Origin of the sequence: Actinoplanes sp. OR16 (assembly GCF_004001265.1) — a bacterium.
Lineage (GTDB): Bacteria > Actinomycetota > Actinomycetes > Mycobacteriales > Micromonosporaceae > Actinoplanes.
The window spans coordinates 2,685,398-2,707,277 of the sequence record NZ_AP019371.1 but is presented as its reverse complement, the minus strand read 5'-3'; the positions used below and the strand labels follow the sequence as shown (position 1 = coordinate 2,707,277).

Annotated in this window: 24 protein-coding genes; 11 read left to right on the top strand and 13 right to left on the bottom strand. The window is 70.3% G+C overall.

Annotation, left to right across the window (positions count from 1 at the left end; translation table 11 throughout):
• Positions 1-88: 88 nt before the first annotated feature.
• Genes EP757_RS12545 through EP757_RS12520 form a run of 6 tightly spaced genes read right to left on the bottom strand, consistent with a single transcriptional unit; the run spans position 89 to position 6,809 of the window.
• Positions 89-2,401: a hypothetical protein gene (locus EP757_RS12545; RefSeq protein WP_127545311.1), complete on the bottom strand. Its 2,313-nt coding sequence runs from the start codon at positions 2,399-2,401 to the stop codon at positions 89-91.
• Positions 2,401-3,591, bottom strand: coding sequence for an acyl-CoA reductase (locus EP757_RS12540; RefSeq protein WP_127545308.1), 1,191 nt, complete (start codon positions 3,589-3,591; stop codon positions 2,401-2,403). Before EP757_RS12540 ends, EP757_RS12545 begins: the two co-directional genes overlap by 1 nt.
• Positions 3,588-4,622: an acyl-protein synthetase gene (locus EP757_RS12535; protein ID WP_127545305.1), complete on the bottom strand. Its 1,035-nt coding sequence runs from the start codon at positions 4,620-4,622 to the stop codon at positions 3,588-3,590. Before EP757_RS12535 ends, EP757_RS12540 begins: the two co-directional genes overlap by 4 nt.
• On the bottom strand, positions 4,619-5,842 hold the full coding sequence (locus EP757_RS12530) for an AMP-binding protein (RefSeq protein WP_127545302.1): 1,224 nt from the start codon (positions 5,840-5,842) through the stop codon (positions 4,619-4,621). The genes EP757_RS12535 and EP757_RS12530 overlap by 4 nt, the downstream gene beginning before the upstream one ends.
• A complete protein-coding gene (locus EP757_RS12525; protein WP_127545299.1) occupies positions 5,839-6,570 on the bottom strand; it encodes an SDR family NAD(P)-dependent oxidoreductase in 732 nt (243 codons plus the stop codon). Before EP757_RS12525 ends, EP757_RS12530 begins: the two co-directional genes overlap by 4 nt.
• The gene (locus EP757_RS12520; protein WP_127545297.1) at positions 6,567-6,809 is read right to left on the bottom strand and encodes an acyl carrier protein; all 243 of its coding nucleotides are present in this window, start codon (positions 6,807-6,809) and stop codon (positions 6,567-6,569) included. Before EP757_RS12520 ends, EP757_RS12525 begins: the two co-directional genes overlap by 4 nt.
• Before the next feature lie 187 nt (positions 6,810-6,996).
• Between EP757_RS12520 and pseB the strand changes: the two genes are divergently transcribed.
• Genes pseB through EP757_RS12490 form a run of 6 tightly spaced genes read left to right on the top strand, consistent with a single transcriptional unit; the run spans position 6,997 to position 13,109 of the window.
• Positions 6,997-7,977, top strand: coding sequence for a UDP-N-acetylglucosamine 4,6-dehydratase (inverting) (pseB, locus tag EP757_RS12515; RefSeq protein ID WP_127545294.1), 981 nt, complete (start codon positions 6,997-6,999; stop codon positions 7,975-7,977).
• Positions 7,977-9,095 (top strand): DegT/DnrJ/EryC1/StrS aminotransferase family protein, encoded by a 1,119-nt coding sequence (locus EP757_RS12510; protein ID WP_127545291.1) that lies wholly within the window; start codon positions 7,977-7,979, stop codon positions 9,093-9,095. The genes pseB and EP757_RS12510 overlap by 1 nt, the downstream gene beginning before the upstream one ends.
• Positions 9,096-9,098: 3 nt before the next feature.
• Positions 9,099-9,908 carry a hypothetical protein gene (locus EP757_RS12505; RefSeq protein WP_127545288.1) on the top strand — a complete coding sequence of 270 codons (810 nt, stop codon included), beginning with the start codon at positions 9,099-9,101 and terminating at the stop codon, positions 9,906-9,908.
• On the top strand, positions 9,905-11,383 hold the full coding sequence (locus tag EP757_RS12500) for a hypothetical protein (RefSeq protein ID WP_127545285.1): 1,479 nt from the start codon (positions 9,905-9,907) through the stop codon (positions 11,381-11,383). Before EP757_RS12505 ends, EP757_RS12500 begins: the two co-directional genes overlap by 4 nt.
• Positions 11,380-12,105 carry a cytidylyltransferase domain-containing protein gene (locus EP757_RS12495; RefSeq protein ID WP_127545282.1) on the top strand — a complete coding sequence of 242 codons (726 nt, stop codon included), beginning with the start codon at positions 11,380-11,382 and terminating at the stop codon, positions 12,103-12,105. The genes EP757_RS12500 and EP757_RS12495 overlap by 4 nt, the downstream gene beginning before the upstream one ends.
• On the top strand, positions 12,102-13,109 hold the full coding sequence (locus tag EP757_RS12490) for a PseG/SpsG family protein (RefSeq protein ID WP_127545279.1): 1,008 nt from the start codon (positions 12,102-12,104) through the stop codon (positions 13,107-13,109). The genes EP757_RS12495 and EP757_RS12490 overlap by 4 nt, the downstream gene beginning before the upstream one ends.
• Here EP757_RS12490 and EP757_RS12485 read toward each other — a convergent pair.
• Entirely contained in the window at positions 13,087-14,103 is a 1,017-nt protein-coding gene (locus EP757_RS12485) for an NADPH:quinone reductase (protein WP_127545277.1), read from the bottom strand. The genes EP757_RS12490 and EP757_RS12485 overlap by 23 nt on opposite strands.
• A gap of 86 nt (positions 14,104-14,189) precedes the next feature.
• Between EP757_RS12485 and EP757_RS12480 the strand changes: the two genes are divergently transcribed.
• Complete coding sequence (locus EP757_RS12480; protein ID WP_127545274.1) at positions 14,190-14,663, top strand: response regulator transcription factor; 474 nt, start codon at positions 14,190-14,192, stop codon at positions 14,661-14,663.
• A 9-nt stretch (positions 14,664-14,672) separates the two neighbouring features.
• On the opposite strand, the gene EP757_RS12475 is transcribed toward EP757_RS12480, so the two are convergent.
• From EP757_RS12475 to EP757_RS12465, 3 genes are all read right to left on the bottom strand, one after another.
• Positions 14,673-15,392, bottom strand: a complete 720-nt coding sequence (locus tag EP757_RS12475; RefSeq protein WP_127545271.1) for a zf-HC2 domain-containing protein — start codon at positions 15,390-15,392, stop codon at positions 14,673-14,675.
• On the bottom strand, positions 15,389-15,910 hold the full coding sequence (locus EP757_RS12470) for a sigma-70 family RNA polymerase sigma factor (RefSeq protein ID WP_014440531.1): 522 nt from the start codon (positions 15,908-15,910) through the stop codon (positions 15,389-15,391). Before EP757_RS12470 ends, EP757_RS12475 begins: the two co-directional genes overlap by 4 nt.
• A 160-nt stretch (positions 15,911-16,070) precedes the next feature.
• A complete protein-coding gene (locus EP757_RS12465; protein ID WP_232050477.1) occupies positions 16,071-17,126 on the bottom strand; it encodes a neprosin family prolyl endopeptidase in 1,056 nt (351 codons plus the stop codon).
• Positions 17,127-17,449: 323 nt separating this feature from the next.
• Here EP757_RS12465 and EP757_RS12460 point away from each other — a divergent pair, with 323 nt between their 5' ends.
• Positions 17,450-17,920, top strand: coding sequence for a cysteine dioxygenase family protein (locus EP757_RS12460; protein WP_127545268.1), 471 nt, complete (start codon positions 17,450-17,452; stop codon positions 17,918-17,920).
• Positions 17,914-18,300: a rhodanese-like domain-containing protein gene (locus tag EP757_RS12455; protein WP_127545265.1), complete on the top strand. Its 387-nt coding sequence runs from the start codon at positions 17,914-17,916 to the stop codon at positions 18,298-18,300. Before EP757_RS12460 ends, EP757_RS12455 begins: the two co-directional genes overlap by 7 nt.
• Here EP757_RS12455 and EP757_RS12450 read toward each other — a convergent pair.
• The 3 genes from EP757_RS12450 to EP757_RS12440 form a co-directional block, all read right to left on the bottom strand.
• The gene (locus tag EP757_RS12450) at positions 18,288-18,854 is read right to left on the bottom strand and encodes a hypothetical protein (RefSeq protein WP_127545262.1); all 567 of its coding nucleotides are present in this window, start codon (positions 18,852-18,854) and stop codon (positions 18,288-18,290) included. The two genes, EP757_RS12455 and EP757_RS12450, sit on opposite strands and share 13 nt — an antisense overlap.
• Positions 18,855-18,930: 76 nt before the next feature.
• Positions 18,931-19,296: an Atu4866 domain-containing protein gene (locus tag EP757_RS12445; RefSeq protein WP_127545260.1), complete on the bottom strand. Its 366-nt coding sequence runs from the start codon at positions 19,294-19,296 to the stop codon at positions 18,931-18,933.
• 105 nt (positions 19,297-19,401) lie between these two features.
• Positions 19,402-20,001, bottom strand: a complete 600-nt coding sequence (locus EP757_RS12440) for a TetR/AcrR family transcriptional regulator (protein WP_127545257.1) — start codon at positions 19,999-20,001, stop codon at positions 19,402-19,404.
• Between the two features lie 188 nt (positions 20,002-20,189).
• Between EP757_RS12440 and EP757_RS12435 the strand changes: the two genes are divergently transcribed.
• Entirely contained in the window at positions 20,190-21,086 is an 897-nt protein-coding gene (locus EP757_RS12435; protein ID WP_127545254.1) for an ABC transporter permease, read from the top strand.
• Positions 21,079-21,852, top strand: a complete 774-nt coding sequence (locus EP757_RS12430) for an ABC transporter ATP-binding protein (protein ID WP_127545251.1) — start codon at positions 21,079-21,081, stop codon at positions 21,850-21,852. Before EP757_RS12435 ends, EP757_RS12430 begins: the two co-directional genes overlap by 8 nt.
• Positions 21,853-21,880: the final 28 nt, after the last annotated feature.

Genomic DNA, 21,880 nt, shown 5'->3' with positions numbered 1-21,880 from the left:
CCACCCATGATGCTTGTTCGCGACGGTGGAGACTTCCGTCGCCAACTCGCGCAGGGCGATGCTCAGCGTAGGTCGCGAACAGGCATCATCAATACAGCCGGTAGATCACCACCGTGCCGATCTGGTGGACGACGACGGCACCGGCCGCCTTCAACGGGGCGTTCGCCACCTTCCCGGCCGCGGTGTCGGCGAACAGCCACCGTACGCCGTACGAGGAACGCAGCTCTTGCACGTCTGCCGCAAGACCCTTCTCGAAGACCCGCTGGTTGAGGGCGAAGACCGCAGGGTCGGGCGCGGGCTGGAAGAAGTACTTCAGATCGTTCACGCCGTTCGCCGCGACCGTCCGGTCGGTGTAGGCCCAGCTCTCCACGAGGGTGCGGTGCCCGCCCAACCCGGCCACCCAGAACGCCCGGGCGTTGCACTGCTGCGCCGACATCGGCATGCAGTGCACGTTCGTCGCGACCAAGTCGTCCTTGCCGACGTTCGCCTCCAGCCAGAGCGCCGCCTTCATCTCGGCCGCGGTGACCGCCACGTGGTTCCGCACCTTGATGGCCGGCGGGTCGCCGAGGGATTCGACGGTCCGCGTCACCGCGCTGACCGTGCCGGCCGCCGCGATCGCCGCGATCAGCGCGGTGCTCAGGGCTCGGGCCGCCCGCTTGCGCCAGATCAGCACGGCGATCAGGGAGATCACCGCGACCAGCGCGGCGGTGCGGATCAGCGGCAGCGCCATGGCCCACGCCCAGCCACCGGCGTCCCGTGAAACGGGCACCGTCAGCGCCGGGGCGAAGAACTCCCACAGGCCGCCGGCGACCGCGCCGAGGACCGGCACCAGCCGGCCGCGGACCCGGTCGGCGAGGGCCCACGCGGTCAGCACGCCGCAGACCGGCAGGACGGCGTTGTAGAAGTAGATCTGGCTGGCCGACGGGTGCCAGAGCAGCCACATCCCGAGGACGCCGGCGATCACGATGCCGCCGAGCAGCCACGGCACCTGGTCGTCGGCCCACTGCCGGGGTCGCGACCAGCGGACCTTCGGCGGCAGGGCGAGACCGACGAGCCGTGGTGCCTGGACCAGGAACCACCAGATCAGCGACCACGCCACGAACCAGCGGGCAGCGGTTCCGGCCGATTCCAGGCCGTCCTGCACCAGGCCACCCCACTGCACGTCGTCCGCGGTGCCGATGACGTCCTGGTACGGCAGGAACCACCGCATCGTCGCGAGGAACTGTGGCTGGAGCGTCCCCGCGCCGCCGCCCGCGAAGAGTTTCAGCCCGACCACCATGCCGAAGCCGACGGTCGCGAGCAGCGCGATCGTCGTCCACGGGATCTTCCGCTTCCCGATCAGGCTGATCGCCCCGGCCAGCAGCAGACCGGCGGCGAGCGGCGGCAGCACGCTCGCCTTGCTGCCGGCGCAGGCGACCGCGAGCAGTGGCAGCAGCGCCCAGCCCCACCAGCGCAGCGCCTTGCCCCGCAGCACGTCGGCGGCGACCAGAACGAAGATCCCGATCAACGGCATGGCGTACGTCTGCGACGGGCTGAGCAGGGTGATCGGAAGGCCGATGCCGGGCGGGCTGGCGATGCTGCCGACGGTCACCGACTGGCCGACGAAACCGACGGTCGCGGCGATCGGCGCGGCCCACCAGCGTCCGCTCACGCTGCGGGCCAGCGCCGCGAAGACCAGCACGGCGATCGCCGCGACCGGCATCACCCAGAGCCGGAGGAACACCACGTGGGCGTCGATGCCGGTGATCATGCTGGCGGTGGCGATGTCGGCGTCCGACAGGTAGTGGTACTTCAGCGTCTCGCCGGCCAGCTGCGGCACCTGGAACGGCATCGAGCGGGTCATCTCGTGCACGAGCGCGAGGTGGTAGTAGAGGTCCGGATAGAGCTCCGCGGTGTGCGGCGGGAGCGGCACGGTACGGAAGACCGTCGCGCCCCAGATCGTCACCATGAAGAGCACCACGGCCATCGCCGCCGACCAGCCGATCGGCAGCGGCTCACCCGGACCGGTACGCCAGTGGCGCCGCAGTCCCGGCACGGCCGCGAAGAGCGCCATGACCAGCGCGGGCCAGCCGATCAGCAGATGCTGGAGCCCGGTGGCGGCGGCCAGTGCCCAGCCCGCGAGCAGCACGAGGAGGCCGGTCGCCGCGCCGAGACCGAGGTCCTCGGGCAGGTTGCCGCGGCTGCCGAACGCCGCCCGGAACACCAGCGTGCCCGGCACGACGACGGCGAGCAGCAGGTAGACCGCGTAGAGCGCGATCTGCTTGTCGGGCGTGTCGTAGTAGTGCAGCACCCAGTACGCGGAGATCGCCGGTAGCAGCCAGGGCACCGCGGCCCAGAGCCGGCGGGAGTGGCGGACCGGCGCCGGAGCGGCCGGCGCGGGCGTTTCGAGGACCGTCGTCATCAGGACTGCAGCACCGTCAACCGGGTGAACTCACTGGGCAGGTCGTACCCGTCCCAGATCGCGCCGAAGGTCAGCGCCGATCCGAACGGCACGATCCGGTCCACCCCGCGGCCGCCCAGCTCGGTGGCGAACGCCTGCAGCTCGGCCGGGGTGAAGCCGAAGTGGCTGACCGTCTGGTCCTGCCGGTTCATCGCCGGGACCAGGTCGAGCAGCGTTGCGGTCTCGGCGAACGGGACCGCGCCGGCGCCGATCCAGCGGCGCGGTGCGGTCCCGGTTCCGGTCAGGGTGAGCGCGGTGATCCGGTTGTCCGGGAAGTCCACCTCACGGGCGGCGCCGATGGCGGCCAGTTCGTAGGCGTTGACCCGCTTCTCCACCGCCATCGCCGGATCGACCACCCAGCCACGCGCGTCGACGACGTCGAGCAGCAGCGCGAGGAACTCGGCCCGCACGCCGTCGCCGCCGTCGCCGACCAGGAACACGGTCCGCGGCGATGAGCAGGCGGCCTGGTCGAACCAGTACGCGTCGTTGGCGAAGCCGACCACCGCGTTCCGGCGGGTGGCCGGGTCGGCGGCCCGCCAGCCGGCGGTGGAGAGCACCGCCCACGAGGTCCGGTCCGGGAAGGTCAGGTCGCGCGCGGACGGCCGCAGCGGCAGTTTGCGGATGGTGTCCACGGCGGCGTCGCCACCCCAGATCACCCGCAGGTCGGCCCACTTGCTCAGGGCGCCGGTGATCACGTCGTCCCGGCCGTAGGTGACCATCCGCTGGGTCCGCGCGATGATCGGGTCGGCCTCGGCGGCGACGGCGTTGAGCGCCTCGATGATCACCTCGGCCGCCCCTGCCGACCGCGACGAGATCCGGACCACGTTGTGGTTGCCGGCCAGCGCCGACAGCGCCCAGGAGTAGACGAAGATGGTGTCCACATTGGCGGGTGGCAGGTGGAATACGTTCCCTCGCGGGAAGACCAGCGCGTCGTCCCGGCGCATGCGCGAGACGGCCCGGCTCAGCTCGGCCGGGCGCAGGAAGTAGCCGAGCGAGCCCAGCTCAGGGTGCTTGCGGGCGACCGCCGGGGCCAGCAGCTTGCGGGCCAGCTTGGCCAGGAAGTCGACCACCCGCGGGTCACCGACGGTCAGCCGGTCCTCCGACGCGGCGGTGAGATCGCCGGACGCGCCGAATCTGAACGTGACGCTCATGCCGCACTCCGATACGTGTCCGAACATCCCCGCGCCTCGGCACGCGGCAGCCGGCCCAGGACCGAGAAGCGCTTGCCGGGCCAGTCCCCGTCGTCGATGCCGTGCACCACGCCGAGGTCCTCGGTCAAGAGCACATGCCCGGGGTACGAGGTGGGCAGCGTGCTGATCACCTCCAGCAGACCCGGTCTGCCCGGTGGCAGCTCGGCCCAGGTCTCCGGGTCACGGACCACCACATCCGCGAAGTCCGGGCAGTAGAGAGAACCGCCCGACGGGCCCTCCAGGAAGATCGTGCCGATCTGCTCGACCATCCCGTAGTAGTTGTGGACGTTCGTCAAGCCGACGCCGGCAAGCGCCTCCCGGAAAGCGGACGGGGACACCGCCTGGTCGACCAGCTTCTTCCAGCCCCCGGAGTGGATCAGGATCCCGTTGCTGAGATCGAGTCCGTGCTCCAGCCCCACCTCGTACAGGTGAAGCCAGACCAGGAAGGTGAACCCGAAGATCAGGAAGGGCTGGTCGCCGTGCTTCGCGAGGAAACCACGGATGGCCTCCAGGTCCACGACACCGTCGTTGTCCAGAGCCCAGACGTGCTCGCGACCGAAAGTGGACATGCCGAGCACGCCGGCGCCGCGGGCGCTGAACGAACGGCGGTCCTTGAGCATCGCCTTCGTGTCGACGAGCAGCATCGGCAGGCGCTTGGGGCCGAGGACGGTCTGGACCGTGGCGGCCAGCCGTCGTTGCTGCTCGGCGGCGGCCGCCTTGTCCAGATAGATCCGGCTGACCTCACCGGTGGTCCCGCTCGACGTCAGGACCTTGAACACCTCGTCGTCCGGGATGCTCTTGAGTTCCAGATTCTTGAAGAGCCGAACCGGCAGATAGGGCAGATCGGCGATCGTCGCGGCCGACTCGAATCCCGAAGCCTCCAAGATCCGCGCATAGGGCTCGCTGCGATCGCGATGAAAGAAGGTCAGGTCGGAGAGTTCCTTGAGCAGGACTTCCTCTTTGACGGCCTGCGGGAGAGTGAAGACACTCACAACGACGCCTCCAGCGCCCGGTAGTCGGTCTTGCCGTTGGCGAGCAGGGGCAGCGCCGCGATCGAGCGGACGTCCACCCCGGTGAAGTGGGTGCCGAGCCACTCGGCGACCTTGGTGCGCAGCGCGCGGGCCTCGTCGGCCGGGAGCCCCTCGGCGAAGACGATCAGCTTGTCATCGCCGGCCACCGCGGCCACCGGGAAGTTGCGCTCGACGTCGTCCAGGTTGATCCGGGCGCCGAACACCTTCGCCATCCGCTTGATCCGCCCGGTGATGAAGAGGAAGCCCTCCTCGTCGAGCCGGCCCAGGTCGCCGGTGCGCAGCACGCCGCCCAGCTCGTCGCCGCGGGCCAGGTCGGCGCCGTTCTCGGCGTACCCCATCATCACGTTGGGCCCGCGGTAGACGACCTCGTCGTCCTCGATCGCGAAGGTCGCGCCGGGCATCGCGACGCCGACCGATCCGAGCTTCCCGGCGAGCCGGTCGGGCGGGAGCGTGGCCATCCGGGGCGCCGCCTCGGTCTGCCCGTACATCACGAAGAACCGGCCGCCCGCGGCGACCATCTTCTGCGAGAACTCGGTGATCAGTTCCGCTCGGAGCCTGCCGCCGGCCTGCGTGATCGTGCGGAGTGACGGATGCTTCGCCGGATCGAAACGCAGTCGCCGCAGCATCTCGAACTGGTAGGGGACCAACGCCATCGACGTCACCCCGTGCTCGTCCACTGCCGACCAGAAGTCCCGCTGCATGATGCCGGTGCGTTCCAGCACCACCGTCGCGCCCTTGAGCAGGTGCGAGTGCAGCACGGACAGGCCGTACGAGTAGAAGAGCGGCAACGTCGTGACCGCCACGTCGTCGCCGGTGATGCCGAGCGACTCGGCCACCTGGCCGGCGTTGGCGAACACCGCCGAGCGGGAGAGCCGGACCAGCTTCGGGCTGCCGGTGGAACCGCTCGTGGTGAGCAGCAGCGCCAGGTCCGGGTGCACCTCGTCGGTCGCGTACCGCCGGATCAGCTCGGTGTGGTCGGCGTCCGGGTCGAGCAGCACGACGGGTGTGCCGGTCCGCAGCGCCGCGAGGTACTTCGCGATGGCCGGCACCGTCGTCGGCATCGGCAGGAAGACCAGCCGCTCACCGGCGAGCTCCGCTTCGAAGGAGGAGATCAGCTCGGGCGTCAACGTCTCACCGGTGGCAGCGTCGATGACGCGGGCGTCCGGGTGCAGCAGATTCACAGCGTCAGTCCCCCGTCCACTCCGATCACCTGACCGGTGACGAAGCGGGCCTGGTCGGAGACGAGGAAGGCGATCACGTCGGCGACGTCCTCGGCGGCGCCGAGCCGGCCGAGCGCGGTGGCGGCGACCCGGTCGGCGCGTCCTTCCTCGTCGAGCGTGTCGAGCATGTCGGTGGCGATGAAGCCGGGCGCCACCGCGTTGACCCGGATGCCGCGGGCGCCGAGCTCCTTGGCGGCCGACTTGGTCAGCCCGACCACCGCCGCCTTCGACGCGGCGTAGACGGCCTGACCGGCCACGCCGTGCGTGCCGGTGATCGAGGCGGTCAGCACGACCGACGCCTGCGGCGCGCGCGCGAGCAGGCGGACCGCGTTCTGCAACGTGTACGCCGCACCCGCCGCGTTCACCGCGAAGAGCCGTTCGATCGTGGCGTCGGCGGTCATCCCGAGCATCCCGGCCGCATGTGTGCCGGCGTTGATCACGAGCGCATCGAGACGTTTGAAGGTCTCGAACGCGACGCGTACCAGGGCCTTGCTGGTCTGCGGGTCGGCGATGTCACCGGCTGCGGCAACAGCGGTGACGCCGAACTTCGCGGCCAGTGACTCGGCGGCCTCGGTCACGCCCGCCTCGCCGTGCCCGTGCAGGACCAGGTCGTAACCCTGCTCGGCCAGGCGGTGCGCGGTGGCCCGCCCGATCCCGCGCGACGCCCCGGTGACCAGGGCGACACTCACTTGACGTCCACCCCGTATTTACCAAGGATTCGCACGGCCTCGCCGAAACTGGACATACCGATGACATCATCCGTGTCGATCATTACCGAGAATTCATCTTCGATTGCCGCGACCAACGACATGTGAGCGAGCGAATCCCACTTCTCGTTGTCCTGGTAGCGCAGGTCGTCCACGGGCGCGTCCGCCGGAAGATCGAGCGCGGTACGGAACGCGTCGCGTAGTCTCTGCAGCTCACTCACGGTATGACTCCAAAGGGGGGTGGTTAGAGGAGTCCTACGATCCCGCAGCAGACCGGACGTCGCGACCAATCTCGGCTTAACTGAAAATGAACTCGCCTTGGCATTCTTTCGCGCCCCTGGAAATGGCGAATCCTCTGGTTATGCTTCCGGCTCGTACCGGCCTATCGCTGACCCCCGGAGAAAACTCGTGTCTGAAATCGCCGGCTCCTCGATCCTTGTCACCGGCTCCACCGGTTCGTTCGGCAAGGCCTTCCTGAGGTACGCCCTGACCCACCTCGACCCGGCTCGCATCGTCGTGTTCTCGCGCGACGAGCTGAAGCAGTACGAGGTCCGCCAGATGTTCGGCGACGACCCGCGTCTGCGGTTCTTCATCGGCGACATCCGCGACCGCGAGCGCCTCGCCCGCGCCATGCACGGCATCGACTACGTGGTCCACGCCGCGGCGCTCAAGCAGGTCGACACCGCTGAGTACAACCCCTCCGAGTTCGTCGCGACGAACATCAACGGCACCCAGAACGTCATCGACGCGGCCATCACCGCCGAGGTGAAGAAGGTCGTCGCGCTCTCCACCGACAAGGCGTCCAGCCCGATCAACCTGTACGGCGCGACCAAGCTGGCCGCCGACAAGATCGTGATCGCCGGCAACCACTACGCCGCCACCCACCCGACCCGCCTCGCGGTCGTCCGGTACGGCAACGTGATGGGCAGCCGCGGCTCGGTCGTCCCGTTCTTCCGCAAGCTGGCCGCCGACGGCAAGAGCCTGCCGATCACCGACAAGCGGATGACCCGCTTCTGGATCACCCTTGACCAGGCCGTGCAGTTCGTCGTCGACTCGTTCGACGTCATGCGCGGCGGCGAGCTCTACGTCCCTCGGATCCCGAGCATGCGCATCCTCGACCTGGTCGAGGCCGTCGCCCCGGACGCACCCACCCACGAGATGGGCATGCGTCCCGGCGAGAAGCTGCACGAGGAGATGATCGCGGCCGACGACAGCCGCCGCACGCTGCGCTTCCCGGACCGCTACGTGGTCCAGCCGGTCGCCGCGAGCTGGGGCTACGAGCCGCCGGCCGGTGGCGAGCCGGTCGCGGACGGCTTCAACTATCGCTCCGACAACAACGACCTGTGGCTCTCGGTCGACGACATGCGCGCCCTGCTCGCGGAGAACTGATGCTTCCCTACGGACGACAGTCGATCGACCCCTCGGACGTCGAGGCGGTCGTCGCGGCGCTGGGCAGCGACTGGCTGACCACCGGGCCCCGCGTCGCCGACTTCGAGGCCGACCTCGAGAGGGTCGCCGGCGCGCCCTGCGTCACGGTCACGAACGGCACCACGGCGCTGCACGCGGCGTACGCGGCGGCCGGCGTGACCAGCGGCGATGAAGTGATCACCACGCCGATGACGTTCGTCGCGACAGCGTCCGGCGCGGCGATGCTCGGCGCGAAGGTGGTCTTCGCCGACGTCGAGGAGGACACCGCGAACCTCGACCCGGCCGCCGTCGAGGCCGCCGTCACCGAGCGCACCAAGGTGATCGCCGCGGTCGACTACGCCGGTGTCCCGGCCGACTACGACCGGCTGCGCAAGGTGGGCGAGAGCGCCGGTTCGCTGCTGCTCGGCGACGCCGCGCACTCGATCGGCTCGCTCTACAAGGGACGTCCGGTCGGCAGCCTCGCCGACCTCACCACGTTCTCGTTCTTCCCGACCAAGAACTTCACCACCGGCGAGGGCGGCGCCGTCGCGTCGACCCGGCCGGAGCTGGTCGGACGGCTGCGCTCGTTCCGTACGGTCGGTGTGGTCCGCGACGAGCTGCGGCACGCCGACGAGGGCGGCTGGTGGTACGAGGTGCCCGAGTTCGGGCTCAACTACCGCCTGCCGGACGTGCTCTGCGCGCTCGGCAGCGCCCAGCTGCGCCGGCTCGGCGAGTTCAAGGCACGTCGCGCCCACCTCTCGGCCCGGTACGACGAGCTGCTCGCCGGTGTTCCCGGACTGCGCCTGCCGGCCCAGCGCCCGGAGAGCGACCCGATGCGCCACCTCTACCCGGTGCGCATCCTCGACGGCCGCCGCCGCGAGGTCTACGACCGGCTGCGCGCCGCGGGCATCGGCGTCCAGGTCAACTACATCCCGGTCTACTGGCACCCGGTCTTCGAAGACCTCGGATACCGCCGGGGCATGTGCCCGGTCGCCGAGTCCTTCTACGCCGAGGAGCTATCCCTGCCCCTCTTCGCCGACCTCGGCGACGACGACCAGGACCGGGTCGTCGAGACGCTGCGCGGCATCCTCGGGAGCTAGCGGGTGCACCACGGCAATCACTTCTACGGTCACGCCCACGTCCTCGCCGAGTACTGCGGGCTGGACCCGGCCGATCCACCCCGGATCGACGGGTACCTGCAGCACGGCTGGAACGTGGTGGACGGGCTGGGCGCCGGGACTCCGTACGCGCCCGGCCGGCCGATCTTCGTCTGGTCCGAGCGCACCCGGCGCCGGGCCTGGTCGATGGGCCGTCCGCTGGCCACCGTGACCGGCGCCCCCTTCCTCTACCTGCTGAAGACGGCGACCCCGGATGCCGGGGTCCGGGAGGGGACCATCTGGTACCCGTTCCACGGGTGGGAGGGGCAGGAGGTCGACGGGGACCACCGGCGGCTGATCGACGAGATCGTCGCGACCGAGCCCGGCCCGATCACGTTCTGCCTCTACTGGCACGAGTACCGGGACGCCCGGGTCCGCGCCACGTACGAGAAGGCCGGCCGGGTGATCTGCCACGGTTACCGCGGGTACATGCGGATGCAGACCGACGCCCGATTCCTGCACAAGCAACTGGACGAGCTGCGCCGGCACCGCCGGGTGGCGTCCAACCGGCTGAGCAGCGCGGTCTTCTACGGGGTGGCGGCCGGCTGCGAGCCGGCGGTCTACGGCAACCCGATGCACCTCGCCAAGGAGGACACCCCGACCGCCGAGCGCATCCGGCGGGAGTGGCCCGAACTCCACGGTGTCGACCCGGATCCGCAGGCTGCCCGGGAGACCGCGATGGCCGAGCTCGGCGCCGGATACCTGGCGTCGCCGGCCGAGCTGCGAGCGACCCTCGGATGGAGCACTGCGGCATGATCCGGATGATCGGCGGCGAGATGCCGGAGTACGCCGAGGAGCGCCCGCCCGCGGCCGGAGCCCTCTACCGGCACCTGATCGACCGGCTGCCCGCCGGCGCCGAGGTCCTGGTGGCCGGCCCGCACCACCACGACCTGATCGAAGTGCTGGCCGCCGGCCGTGCCGTCACCTGCCTCGTCCGCTCCCAGCCGGACGCCGAGCAGCTCTCCGCCCAGGGCTTCACCGTGCTCTGCGGCACCCTCGCGAAGCTGACCGGCGAAGACCGGTACGACGCCGTGATCGCCCTCGACGGCACCGCCCGCCTCTGCTCCCCGGAAGGACCGCAGCTCGACTGGGCCGACGCCGTCCGCGTCCTGAAACGCGCCCTGCGACCCGGCGGCACGCTGCTGCTGACAGTGGAGAACGAGCTGGGCGTTCATCGTCTCGTCGACCCGCGCACGGTGACCGCCCCGGGAACCGCCGAGTGGCGCCCGCTCGGCGAGTTCAGCACCACCCCGGGCCGCCCGGACCGGCTCGCCGCCGCGCTCGGTGCCGAGGGACTGCCGGTCGCCGGGCTCGCCGCCGTCTGGCCGTCGCAGGCCGAGCCGACCCTGATGGTCACCCCGGAGACGTTCCGTTACGGACCGCTCGAACCGCTGGCCGCGCTCTCGGCCGGAGCGGTCGCCGACACGTACCGGGAGAAGCCGGTCCTGAGCGACCCGCGCCGCCTGGCCGCCGCCGCCGTCCGCCGCGGACTCGGCGCCGAGCTGGCGCCGGCCTGGATCGCGATCGCCCAGTTGGCCGCCCGCCCGGTCGCCGTCGTACCGATCCCGCCGGCGCTCCACCTGCGCGGTGGCCGGGTCGTCGAAGGGACCGGTTCCCTGCCCTCCGGCCGCCTGCTGGAGGAACTGCTGCTGACCGCGGCGCTCGAGCACGACCTGCCCGGCCTGCGGCGCCTGCTCACCGGCTGGATGGCCGCACTACCCACCGCCGACGCCGCGAACGTGCTGGTGGACGACCAGCGGTACGCGGTGCTCGACCCGGACCGCCCGGACCGCCCGGACGCGCTCGCCCGGTTCGCGGCCACCCTCGCGTCCGGCGGCTACGCGCACCCCTGGCCGGCCGTCACCGACGTCGCACGGCTCACCGCCATTCTCGCTGGAGCATCCGGCCTCGCTGGAGCATCCGGCCTCGCTGGAGCATCCGGCCTCGCCGGAGCGGCCGGGCCCGACTCACCGCCACCGGCCCCCGAACCGGCTCCCTCGATCCGGAACCGGGAGCACGAACAGCAGCTCGACGTCCTGCGCCGGCAGCTCGCCGACGCGGAGGCCCGCAGCCGCTTCTTCGAGGTCGAGCTGGAGAAGCGGGACGCCGAGCTGGGCCGGGCCAAGGTCCAGATCGCCGCGTTCAGCGGATCCCTCGCCTTCCGCGCCGCCAAAGCCGGGCTCGGCATCGCCCGCACGGCGCGTAACCGACTTCGCAAAGGACGGTCATGACCACCCTCGGCATCATCCAGGCCCGGATGGGCTCCACCCGCCTCCCCGGCAAGGTGCTGCGCCACCTCGGCGGGCGCACCGTCCTCGACCGGGTGGTGACCGCGGCCCGCGAGAGCGGGGTCGTCGACGACCTGGTCGTGGCGACCACCGCCCTGCCCGACGACGAACTGGTGGTCGCCGAGTGCGAGCGCATCGGTGTGGCCTGGCATCGCGGTCCGGTCGACGACGTGCTCACCCGGTTCCTCGGGGTGCTGGAGACCCGCTCGGCCGACACCGTGCTGCGATTCACCGCCGACTGCCCGCTGCTCGACCCGCGGCTCGTCGCCCGGGCCTTGCGGGTCTTCGAGGCGGCCGGCGTCGACTACCTGACCACGTCGATCACCCGGACGCTGCCGCGCGGGCTGGACGTCGAGGTGGTCCGGGCGACGGTGCTCAAGGAGATCGACAAGCTGGCGTACGACCACCACCGCACCCACGTGACGTCGTACATCTACTCGCACGCCGACGACTTCGACGTGATCGGGCTGACCTGCCAGCCGGACCTGTCCTACCTGCGGCTCACCCTCGACACCGAGGACGACTGGAAGCTGATCGAGGCGGTCATCGACCACTTCGGCGACACTCCGGCGGCCATCCGCGCCGTCGCGAGCTGGCTCGACGGTCAGCCGGAGCTCGCCGCGCTCAACGCGCACGTACGCCAGAAGGAGTTGGATCAGGCGTGAACATCGGGATCCGGTGCGACGCCGGCCCGCGTACCGGGGTCGGCCATCTGGTGCGCTGCGTGGCCCTCGCCGAGGAGCTCACCGCCCGCGGCGTCGACACGCACTTCCTCGCCGACCTGGGCGGGGTCGCGTGGGCCGAGTCCCAGCTGGAGCAGCGCGGGCTGCCCTGGCATCCGGCGCCGTACGACGAGGTCGGGCTGGTCGCCGCTGCCGAGCGGCTCGACCTGGCGGCGCTCGTGATCGACTCGTACACCCTGCCGCCGCAGCAGAGCGCGGCGGTCCGGCGGGCCGGCTTCCCGGTTCTGGCCATCGTGGACGGTGACCCGCGCGGTCAGTCCGCCGACATCTACGTCGACCAGAACCTCGACGCGGTGGTGACCGAGGGGGACGTGCGGCTGGCCGGGCTCGATTACGCCCTTCTCCGATCGGCGGTGCGGCAACTGCGGCCGGTCACGGCGCCCGCGCATGCTTCCACCCGTACCCCCAAGGTCGTCGCCTTCTTCGGAGGGACCGACGCCTTCCGCGCGGCGCCGCAGGTAGCGCGCCTGCTCACCCGGACCGCGGCGGATTTCGACGCCACCGTGATCGCCGCCGACGAGAGCCTGCGCGACGAGCTGCTCGCGGTCGAGGCCGGTCCGGGACAGCGCTTCGAGATCATCGGGCCGACCGACCACCTGCCGAAACTGCTCGTCGACGCCGATCTGGTGATCAGCGCGAGCGGCACCTCGACCTGGGAGCTTCTCTGCCTCGGCCGGGCAGCCGCCCTGGTCTGGGTGGTCGACAATCAGATCTTGGGGTACGAGCGGACTGTCGCTCGCGGATACGCAGCCGGATTGGGGCGTCTCGGGTCGTTCGGCCCCTCGTCCGTCGACGTGCTGCGCGACCTGCTCGTCTCCCCGGAGCGCCGGACCGCCCTCGCCGCGGCAGGCTGGTCGGCGGTGGACGGCCTCGGTGTCTCCCGGGTCGCTGACGCGCTGCTGGCTAAAGCGTCGTCACCTCGATGACCACCTTGCCGACGGCGTTGTTCTCCACCGCCTCGTGGGCCTCGGCGATCCGCTCCAGCGGGAACCGGTGCAGTGGCAGACCGGCGTCCTCCCCCACCCGGAAGGCGCCGGCGTTGACCGCCTCGGCCACCGCCGCCACCGCGTTCGCCTTCTCCTCCGGCGTCGTCGTATAGGTGAGCACGAAGTCGAGGCTGACGTTCTTCAGCATCGCCTTGAAGCTGGGCATGCTGAACTTCCCGGCCACGTAGATCGCGATGTTGCCACCCGGCGCCACCACGTCCAGGTCCAGGTCGAGGTTGCCGGTGCTCACCTCGACGATCACCTGCGGCCCGGTCGCGCTCAGCTCGCGGATCCGCGCCGCCACGTCCTCCTCGCGGTAGTCGATCACCGCGTCGGCGCCGGCAGCGGTCGCCAGCTCCGCCTTCTCCTTCGAGCTGACCGTGGTCAGCACCGTCGCGCCCGCCCACTTGGCCAACTGGATCGCCGCGTTGCCGACCGCTCCGGCACCGCCCGCGACCAGCACGGTCCGGCCCGCCAAGGCGCCCGGGGCCAGCCGGTCCGGGCCGTCACTCGCCACGGTGAGGCAGCGGTGCGCGGTCAGTGCCGGGATGCCGAGCGCGGCGCCCACCTCGATCGGGATGTCGTCGTTCATCCGGACGACCTGGTGGCGGGGCAGCGTCACGTACTCCTGAGCGGTCCCGTCCGCCCGCCGGTAAGCCGCGTCCCACACCCAGACCCGATCACCGGGCTCCAGACCGCCGACCCCCTCGCCGAGCGCGTCGACGACACCCGTGCCGTCCTGGTTCGGCACCCGCGGTGGATCGATGCCGTCCGGCACCCCGCGACCTGCCCGGGTGCCGGTGTCGGTCGGGTTCACAGCGGAGAGAACGATGCGGACCCGCACCTCACCGGCGCCGACGCGCGGCAGGCGTCGCTCGGTGAGCTGAAGAACCGAAGCGGCGGGACCGGACTCGTGGAAAACGGCAGCACGCATATCGCCCACTCTATTTCCGCCTCAGGGGTTCGGCCCGGTTGCCGAATGTGGGTAGGCAAGTTCACCGGAGGTTCGGAGGTTCGGTTGTGCCCACCGTGTTGATCGCCGATGACGAGGTCGACCATCGGGACCTGCTCGCCCTCGCCCTGCGTCGCCTCGGGCACACCGTGGTGACGGCCGGGGACGCCGAGGAGGCGCTCGCGGTGCTGGCCGGCGGTGAGGTGGACGTCGCGCTCATCGACGTGCGGATGCCGGGTGAGTCCGGCGTCGAACTGTGCCGGCGCCTGCGGCGCGATCTGCGTACCGAATCGCTCCCGATCATGATGATCAGCGCTGACGTGCAGCACCACCAGGTCATGACGGCGCTGCACGCGGGCGCCGACGACTACCTCGCCAAGCCGTTCAGCCGGGCCGAGCTCGGGAGCCGGCTGGAGGACCTGATGCGGCGATCGCCGGCGCCGGCACTGCGCTCCACCGCCGCCGCACGGGCCGCCGCGACGGCGGCCCGGCAGACGCTGTGGATGAAGCAACGGACCGTCGAGCTCCGTCGCACCGCGTGAGGGCGTCGCTCAGGTGAGCGGCGCCGTACCGATCAATTTGCCGTTCTTGTCGGTTATCAAGATCGCGTCGACGTCGTTCACCGGGAACGAGCTCGCCCCGCTCACCTTCGCCTTGCCGTCCGGCGTGTCACCCCAGACCGCCGCCTGCTCGGTCGCGCCCGCCTTGTTGCGCACCAGGCAGAGGAACGGCGCATCGCCGCTCATCCGGGCCACATCCAGTGCCACCGCGACCCCCCAGCTCTTCTGGGTGACCGCCGCGGAACCGGTCAGGCTGCTGCCCGGCGCCGCCTCGAACCGAGCGGTGACCAGCTCGGCGCTCGGGATGGCCTCCGGGGGACCCTGCGGCGCGGAGTTGTTCGTGAAGATCCCGTAGCCGATCGCGGCTGCCGCGATCAGCACGACTGCGGCGGCGGCCAGCCACCGGACCCGGTTGGTCCGGACTTCCTTGTGCTGCTCGGCCCGCATCCTGCTGAGCAGGCCCTCGATGTTCTGCGGACTCGGCCGGGCGGCCGGGCTCACCGCGAGCGGCGCGCCGCCACCCAGGTGCCGCGCGTCCGGCAGGTGCTGCAACATTTCCGGTACGGGCGCCAGCCGGTCCAGTTCGGCACGGCAATCGGCGCAGTCCCGCAGGTGTTCGTCGAGGCGATCGGTGTCGGCCTCGTCGAGGCCGCCGAGGAGATATCCGCCGAGCAACCTGTGCAGGCTGCCGTGTTCGTCCAGGTCGCTCATCGCAACATCCCCATCTCCTCGAAGACGGTGCGCAGCGCGCGGACCGCGTAGTACGCGCGCGATTTGACAGTGCCCTCGGGCACGGACAGCTTCCGTGACGCGTCGGCCACGCTCTGCCCTTCGTAGTACATCGCCTGGATGACCGCCCGGTGTTCCGGCGAGAGACGCTCCAGCGCCTCCGCCACCAGCCAGCCTTCCACCATCTGATCAACGTTGTCCGCCGACGGCACCGAGTTGACCGCGTTCTCATCGGCGACCAGGCGTGGGCGGCGCTGCTCGGCGCGCCACGCGTTGGTCACCACGTTCCGGGCGATGGTCAGAAGGTACGACCTGGTCCGGCCCGGTTCCGGGTCCAGATGGTCGATGTGCTTCCAGGCCCGTAACAGAGTCTCCTGCACCAGGTCCTCGGCTTTGTGCCGGTCCGAGACGTATCGGGACACAAAGTTGATCAGGACTGAGTAGTGCTCGGTGTAGAGCGCGGTCATCAGCTGCTCGTCGGGGCTCACCCGTCGCTTCATCGGCGCCAGCTCCCCTCGGGTCCGCCCGGCAACCCGGATGAGGGTTACGCCCGGCCACCCGGATGTACATCGTGGCACGCGGTCCGGTTCACGGCTGCCCCGAAAAAGGTGAAGCCCGGACCTCTCCACTTGCGAGGGACCGGGCTTCAGCGGGGCCGGTTCAGCAGGCGCCGGGGCCGCCGTACCGGAAGGTCCGGGCACTCAGCCGGTTGACCGCGTAGACCTCGCTGGTGGCGCGGACGCTCATGTCGACGGCCGGACCGTTCAGGTAGGACACGCTGCCCACCCGGGCCGCGGCGGTGTCGCCGGCGCCCACGCCGTTGCCCATCTCGGTGCACGGGGTCGGGCTGGCCGCGGCGACCTCGCCGAAGACCTGCACGAGGCCGGTCTTGGTGAACTTGTCACCCCAGATCTTGCCGGGGAAGTAGCCGACCCACTCGCTGTCGAACGCCACCCACCACGCGTCGTTGAAGAACTGGATGCCGAACCGGGCGGTCTTGTCCTGCGCCAGCACGTCGCCCGGGGTGATGTTCTTGCTGTACTGCACCCAGCCGCAGGTGTTGTAGCAGGTGGTCTTCCGGTCGACCCAGTGGTAGACGAACAGGTGCGGGTCGTCGTCGCCGTTGACCAGGCGGTCCACGGTCCAGCCGACCTCGACGATCTGCCGGCCGTCGGCGGACTGCACGGCCAGCTCGGCCAGCGAGTGGTAGTCCTCCTTGTCCAGCTTGGGCTTACTGATGGTGAGGTTGGCGTAGGCCCCGTCGGAGACCGCGGCCTGGGTGCCGACGCTGTAGAGGTAGTTGACCGTCGGCTTGGCCGCTGCCGGGCTTGTGGTGGCGGTCGGCGGCGGGTCCGGCGGGAGGATCTCGGTCCTCTCCGACTTCACGAACGTGGTCCGCGACGTACGCCCCTTCGGGGCCTCGTCCTCGGCCTGCTCCTCGCTCTGCTCGTCGGGCGCTGCGGCGATCAAGCCGGCCGCCTTGAGCGACTTGCTGCTGGCGCCGTCCCGGCCGGTCCGGATGCTGTGCGGGCGGGCGCCCCAGGGCAGCTTGGCCGGCGGGGTGAGGAGGGGCTCCTCGGCGACGGCGGTCGCGGAGGCCGGCGCCTCCCCGGGAATCTGTTCCGCCCCGGCGTTGAGGGTCGAGACGACACCGATCGTGCCGATCACCGCTGCGGTGAGACCGGCCGCGAGCAGTCCGCGGCGTGACTTCAACACGTGTCCGTCCTCGTTCATCAAGGGCTGAAGGGGAGCTGGCGCGCTCACCATATAGCCATCTCGATGCGGCGGGGATCGCCCTGAGCAGCAATTCCTCCGTTCCTCCGGAGGAGGTAGGCCGATCTGGTGACAGATCGCCCAGAGGTCTCGACAGAGCGTATTCGACTCGTTGCGGTACGAAGTTTTTCGCGCCAGATCGAGAAAGAGGCAAAGACGCCGAAGCCTATTTCTCGATCACGGTTTGGACGTCTCGGGACCAACGCCGCGAGTCATGTGGTAAAACCTACTAGACCAATGGAGTATATATGAGAAGGAGAAAGTCGATGACCGCCGTCGGAGTCCGTCTCGACCATCTCGCCATCGCGCAGCAGTACGCGGCAGCGCCCGAGCAGTGGCCGGTGGCTCCCCGCTTCAGCCCGGTCGAGCGGTGGTACCACCGGCTGGCCGTCACCGACGACTACGAGGTCTGGCTGCTCACCTGGCTGCCAGGTCAGGGCACCGAGATCCACGACCACGGCGGCTCGGCCGGCGCGTTCCACGTCTTCCAGGGCACCCTGGTCGAGGACACCGTGGCGAACAGCCGCGGCGGGGCCCGGGTCGTGTCGCGTGAGCTCGGTGAAGGTGCGGGCCGCCGGTTCGGCGAGCACCACGTGCACCGGATGACGAACCTCTCCACCCAGCCGGCGGTCAGCGTGCACGTGTACGGCCCGGCGCTCACCACCATGACGAAGTACCGCCTCGGCCCGGAGGGTCTCGAGATCCTGACCGTCGAGCGCGCGGGGTCCGAATGGTGATCAGGGGGATCGCGGAGATCCTCGCCGACGCACGCGCCCGGCTGCGGCGGCTCGACCCCGCGCAGACCGCCGCGGCGGTGCGCGACGGCGCGATCCTGATCGACATCCGCCCGGCCGCGCAGCGGGCCGAGCACGGTGAGATCCCGGGCGCGCTCGTGATCGAGCGCAACGTCCTGGAGTGGCGGCTCGACCCCCGCTCGGACGCGCGCCTGCCGTTCGCGAACAACTACGACCTGCAGGTGATCGTCACCTGTCAGGAGGGGTACACCAGCAGTCTGGCCGCCGCCTCGCTGCAGGACCTCGGCCTGCACCGGGCCACCGACCTGGCCGGTGGCTACGCCGCGTGGCAGGCCGCCGGGCTGCCCACTCAGTTCGGGTAGACGACCCCGGAGCGGCCGCTGTACAGGTGCCGGCTCCCGTCGACGTTGTAGCCGGTGTTCGGCGCGTCCAGCCAGACGATGTACGCCGCCCCCGAGGTGAGGCCGGTGATGGTCGTGCTGACCGTGCACCCGGTGCCGGCCGCGACCGTCTTCCAGACCGGCTCCGGCTGCCGTCCGCTGACCAGCTGCTGCGGCACGGCCGCGACCCGGTAGTCGGAGTCGTACTGCGTCGGCCATTCGACCTTGAGCGAGCCCGCGCCCGGGGTGATCTCGACCGGGATGAACACCGGATCGGTACGCGGCCAGATCTTGGTGCAGCTGGGGTCCGGCGCCGGCGCGGAGACCGTCGGGTCGGCGGTCGCCGTGGCCTTCCCCCGGGACGGCGTCGGGCTCGGGGTCGCGTCGCCCGCGGCCAGGCGCATCCAGTCCTCGCCGCTCTCCACCGGCGCGGTCGCCGTGGCGCCCGGCGAGTCGCCGCCGAGGCCGAGCGCGGAACACCCGCCGAGCAGCAGCGGCAGAGCGGTCAGTGCCATGGCCAGCTTGAGTTTGCGCATCCGTCCCCCAGGTCGATGTCCCCTCCTGTTCGTCAGAGGCGACGAGGTCCTTAGGCGTTCTCTCACGCGCCGACTCTCACGCGCCGATCGGAATCAACCGGTGGCCGGCCATCTCCAGCTCGCCGTCGAGGATGTGCACCGGGGTGTTGATGCCCGATTCGTCGTGCAGCACCACGTCGGCGCCCTCGATGTCGTAGGTGCCGCGCGCGGCCTGGCGACGCCCGGCCACCTCACCGGCGTACGTGCCGTCGGTGTGCAGCCGCAGTTGCACGACGCCGTCGGGACTGCGCCACGCGCCGACCACCGCGGCGCCGGCCACCACCTTCGGCGGGCTGTACGCCGGACGTGTGGTGAGGTCGGAGGCGCCGCCCATGGCGATCGCGAGGAGGGCGGCGGCGTCGAGCACGGTGAAGTCGACGCGGGGCTCGCAGGGGGTGGTCATCGTCACTGCCTTCGGACGTCGGTCGGGGTCGAACCCTTCCTTCGGCCGATGCGGGGCCCGGGCCAGCGAATCCTCGGTTGCGATCCGGTTGGTCGGGCCGGTGGGTCAGGCGGCGGCCTTGAGAGCCCCGGTGACGGCCTGGGCGAGCTGTTCGAGGTAGTCGTCCCCGATCGGCTCCCGGGCGATCGCCAGACGCCAGTAGAGCGGGCCGAGCATCAGATCGACGGCGAGGCCGGCGTCGGTGCCCTCGGGGAGCTCACCGCGGGTGACCGCCTGGCCGACCAGCTTCTCGGCCAGGGCCTGCTGGTGTATCCGCAGCGCCCGTTGCAGGGTCTCGGCGATCTGCGGGTTGCGGGCCGCCTCGGCCATCAGGTCCGGGATGATCTGGGACGCGATCCGGTGCTGCAGGGCCCGGCTCACGATCATCATGAGCAGCTCGAGGTCGCCGGCGAAGCTACCGGTGTCGGGCAGCGGCACCTTCCGCTCCGCGACGTCGGAGACGATCTCCATGACCATCTCCAGTTTGTTGCTCCACCGCCGGTAGATCGCGGTCTTGCCGACCCCCGCACGGCGGGCAACCGCCTCGATGGACAATCGGCCGTAGCCGACTTCCGCCAACTCGTTCATGACCGCGTTACGGATCGCCACGGTGATGTCGCCTCGGAGCACCGCCGCTCCGGCAGGTGCGCGCTTAACTGTCGCCACAGAGTCACTATAACGCTACGACGTAACGGTTGCGTTCCGCCGTTTGGTCAGCTACCGTCACTGCCACGTCGATACGAACCCGTTCCAACGGAGACGGTGAACGCCTGTCATGCTTGCTAGCTGTGTCCTCGCGCAAGCCACCGGAGCCCACCGCCTCCGCCGGGCCGACTAGATCGGAGCACCATCCCATGCCAGAGACGGCGGTCGCCGAGACCGGCACCGAGCTCTCGCCCAAGGAGCTCGCTCGCCGGCACGGTCTGACAGCGTCCGGGCGGCTACCCAGGCTGCCCGAATACACGCGTCAGCTGTGGTCGTACCGGCATTTCATTCAGTCGCACGCCAGCGCGAAGGTGTCGTCCTCACTCGGCAACACCAAGCTCGGCCTGGTGTGGCAGGTCCTCACACCGATCATCAACGCCGCGGTCTACTACCTGATCTTCGGCGTGATCATCGGGACCAGCAAGGGCATCGACAATTTCCCGGCGTACCTGTGCATCGGCGTGTTCGTGTTCCAGTTCACGCAGTCGATCGTGCAGTCCGGGATCAACGCGATCACCGGCAACCTCGGCCTGATCCGGGCGCTGCACTTCCCCCGGGCCAGCCTGCCGCTCTCCGCCGCCCTGGTCGAGATCCGCAACTTCATGGTCGCCCTGCTGGTGCTGATGGGCATCGTCCTGATCACCGGCGAGCCGATCACCGTCGAGTGGCTGCTGCTGATCCCGCTGCTGGCCCTCCAGTCGTTCTTCAACACCGGCCTGGGCATGTTCATGGCGCGGTACGGCTCGAAGAACCGTGACATCAAGCAGCTGATCCCGTTCATCATGCGGTTCTGGATGTACGGCTCGGCCGTCCTCTACCCGGTGACCCTGTTCACCGAGAAGCTCGACGGCTGGCAGCTGGCGCTGGTCGAGGCGAACCCGATGCTGATCTTCATCGAGCTGTTCCGCCACGCGCTGCTGGAGAACGTCACGCTGGCCGGCACGCCGACCATGCTGTGGATCCAGGCGCTCGCGTGGAGCGTCGTCGTGGGCGTCGGCGGATACGTCTACTTCTGGCGCGGAGAGAAGGGCTACGGCCGTGGCTGACACCGACCTCGTCCCGACCGTCATCGCGGACAACGCCCACATCATCTACAAGGTGCACAGCTCGGCCTCGCCGGGCAGCGGCAGCCCGCTCGCCAGCTTCAAGCGCCTCGTGACGAACTCCAAGGCGGCGAACGTCAAAGAGGTGCACGCGGTGAAGGGCGTGAGCTTCACGGCGTACAAGGGTGAGGCCATCGGCCTGATCGGCAGCAACGGATCCGGCAAGTCGACGCTGCTGCGTGCCGTCGCCGGCCTGCTGCCGGTGTCGAAGGGCGCGATCTACGCGGCCGGCCAGCCCTCGCTGCTCGGCGTGAACGCGGCCCTGATGAACGAGCTGCCCGGCGAGCGCAACGTCGAGCTGGGCTGCCTCGCGATGGGCATGTCGCCGGCCGAGGTGGCGGCGAAGAAGGACGAGATCATCGAGTTCTCCGGCATCAACGAGCGCGGCGACTTCTCGTCGTACCCGATGCGGACGTACTCCTCCGGCATGGCCGCCCGCCTGAAGTTCTCGATCGCCGCGGCGAAGAAGCACGACGTGCTGCTGATCGACGAGGCGCTGGCGACCGGTGACGCGAAGTTCCGCCGGCGCAGCGAGCAGCGGGTCCGCGAACTGCGGGCCGAGGCCGGCACGGTGTTCCTGGTCAGCCACAGCGAGCAGTCGATCCGAGACACCTGCGACCGGTGCATCTGGCTGGAGTCGGGCCTGATCCGCGCCGACGGGCCGACCGACGAAGTGATGCGCGAGTACGAGGCGTACATGCGCAAGTGACGAAAAAGGGCCGCCCTTCCAAGGGCGG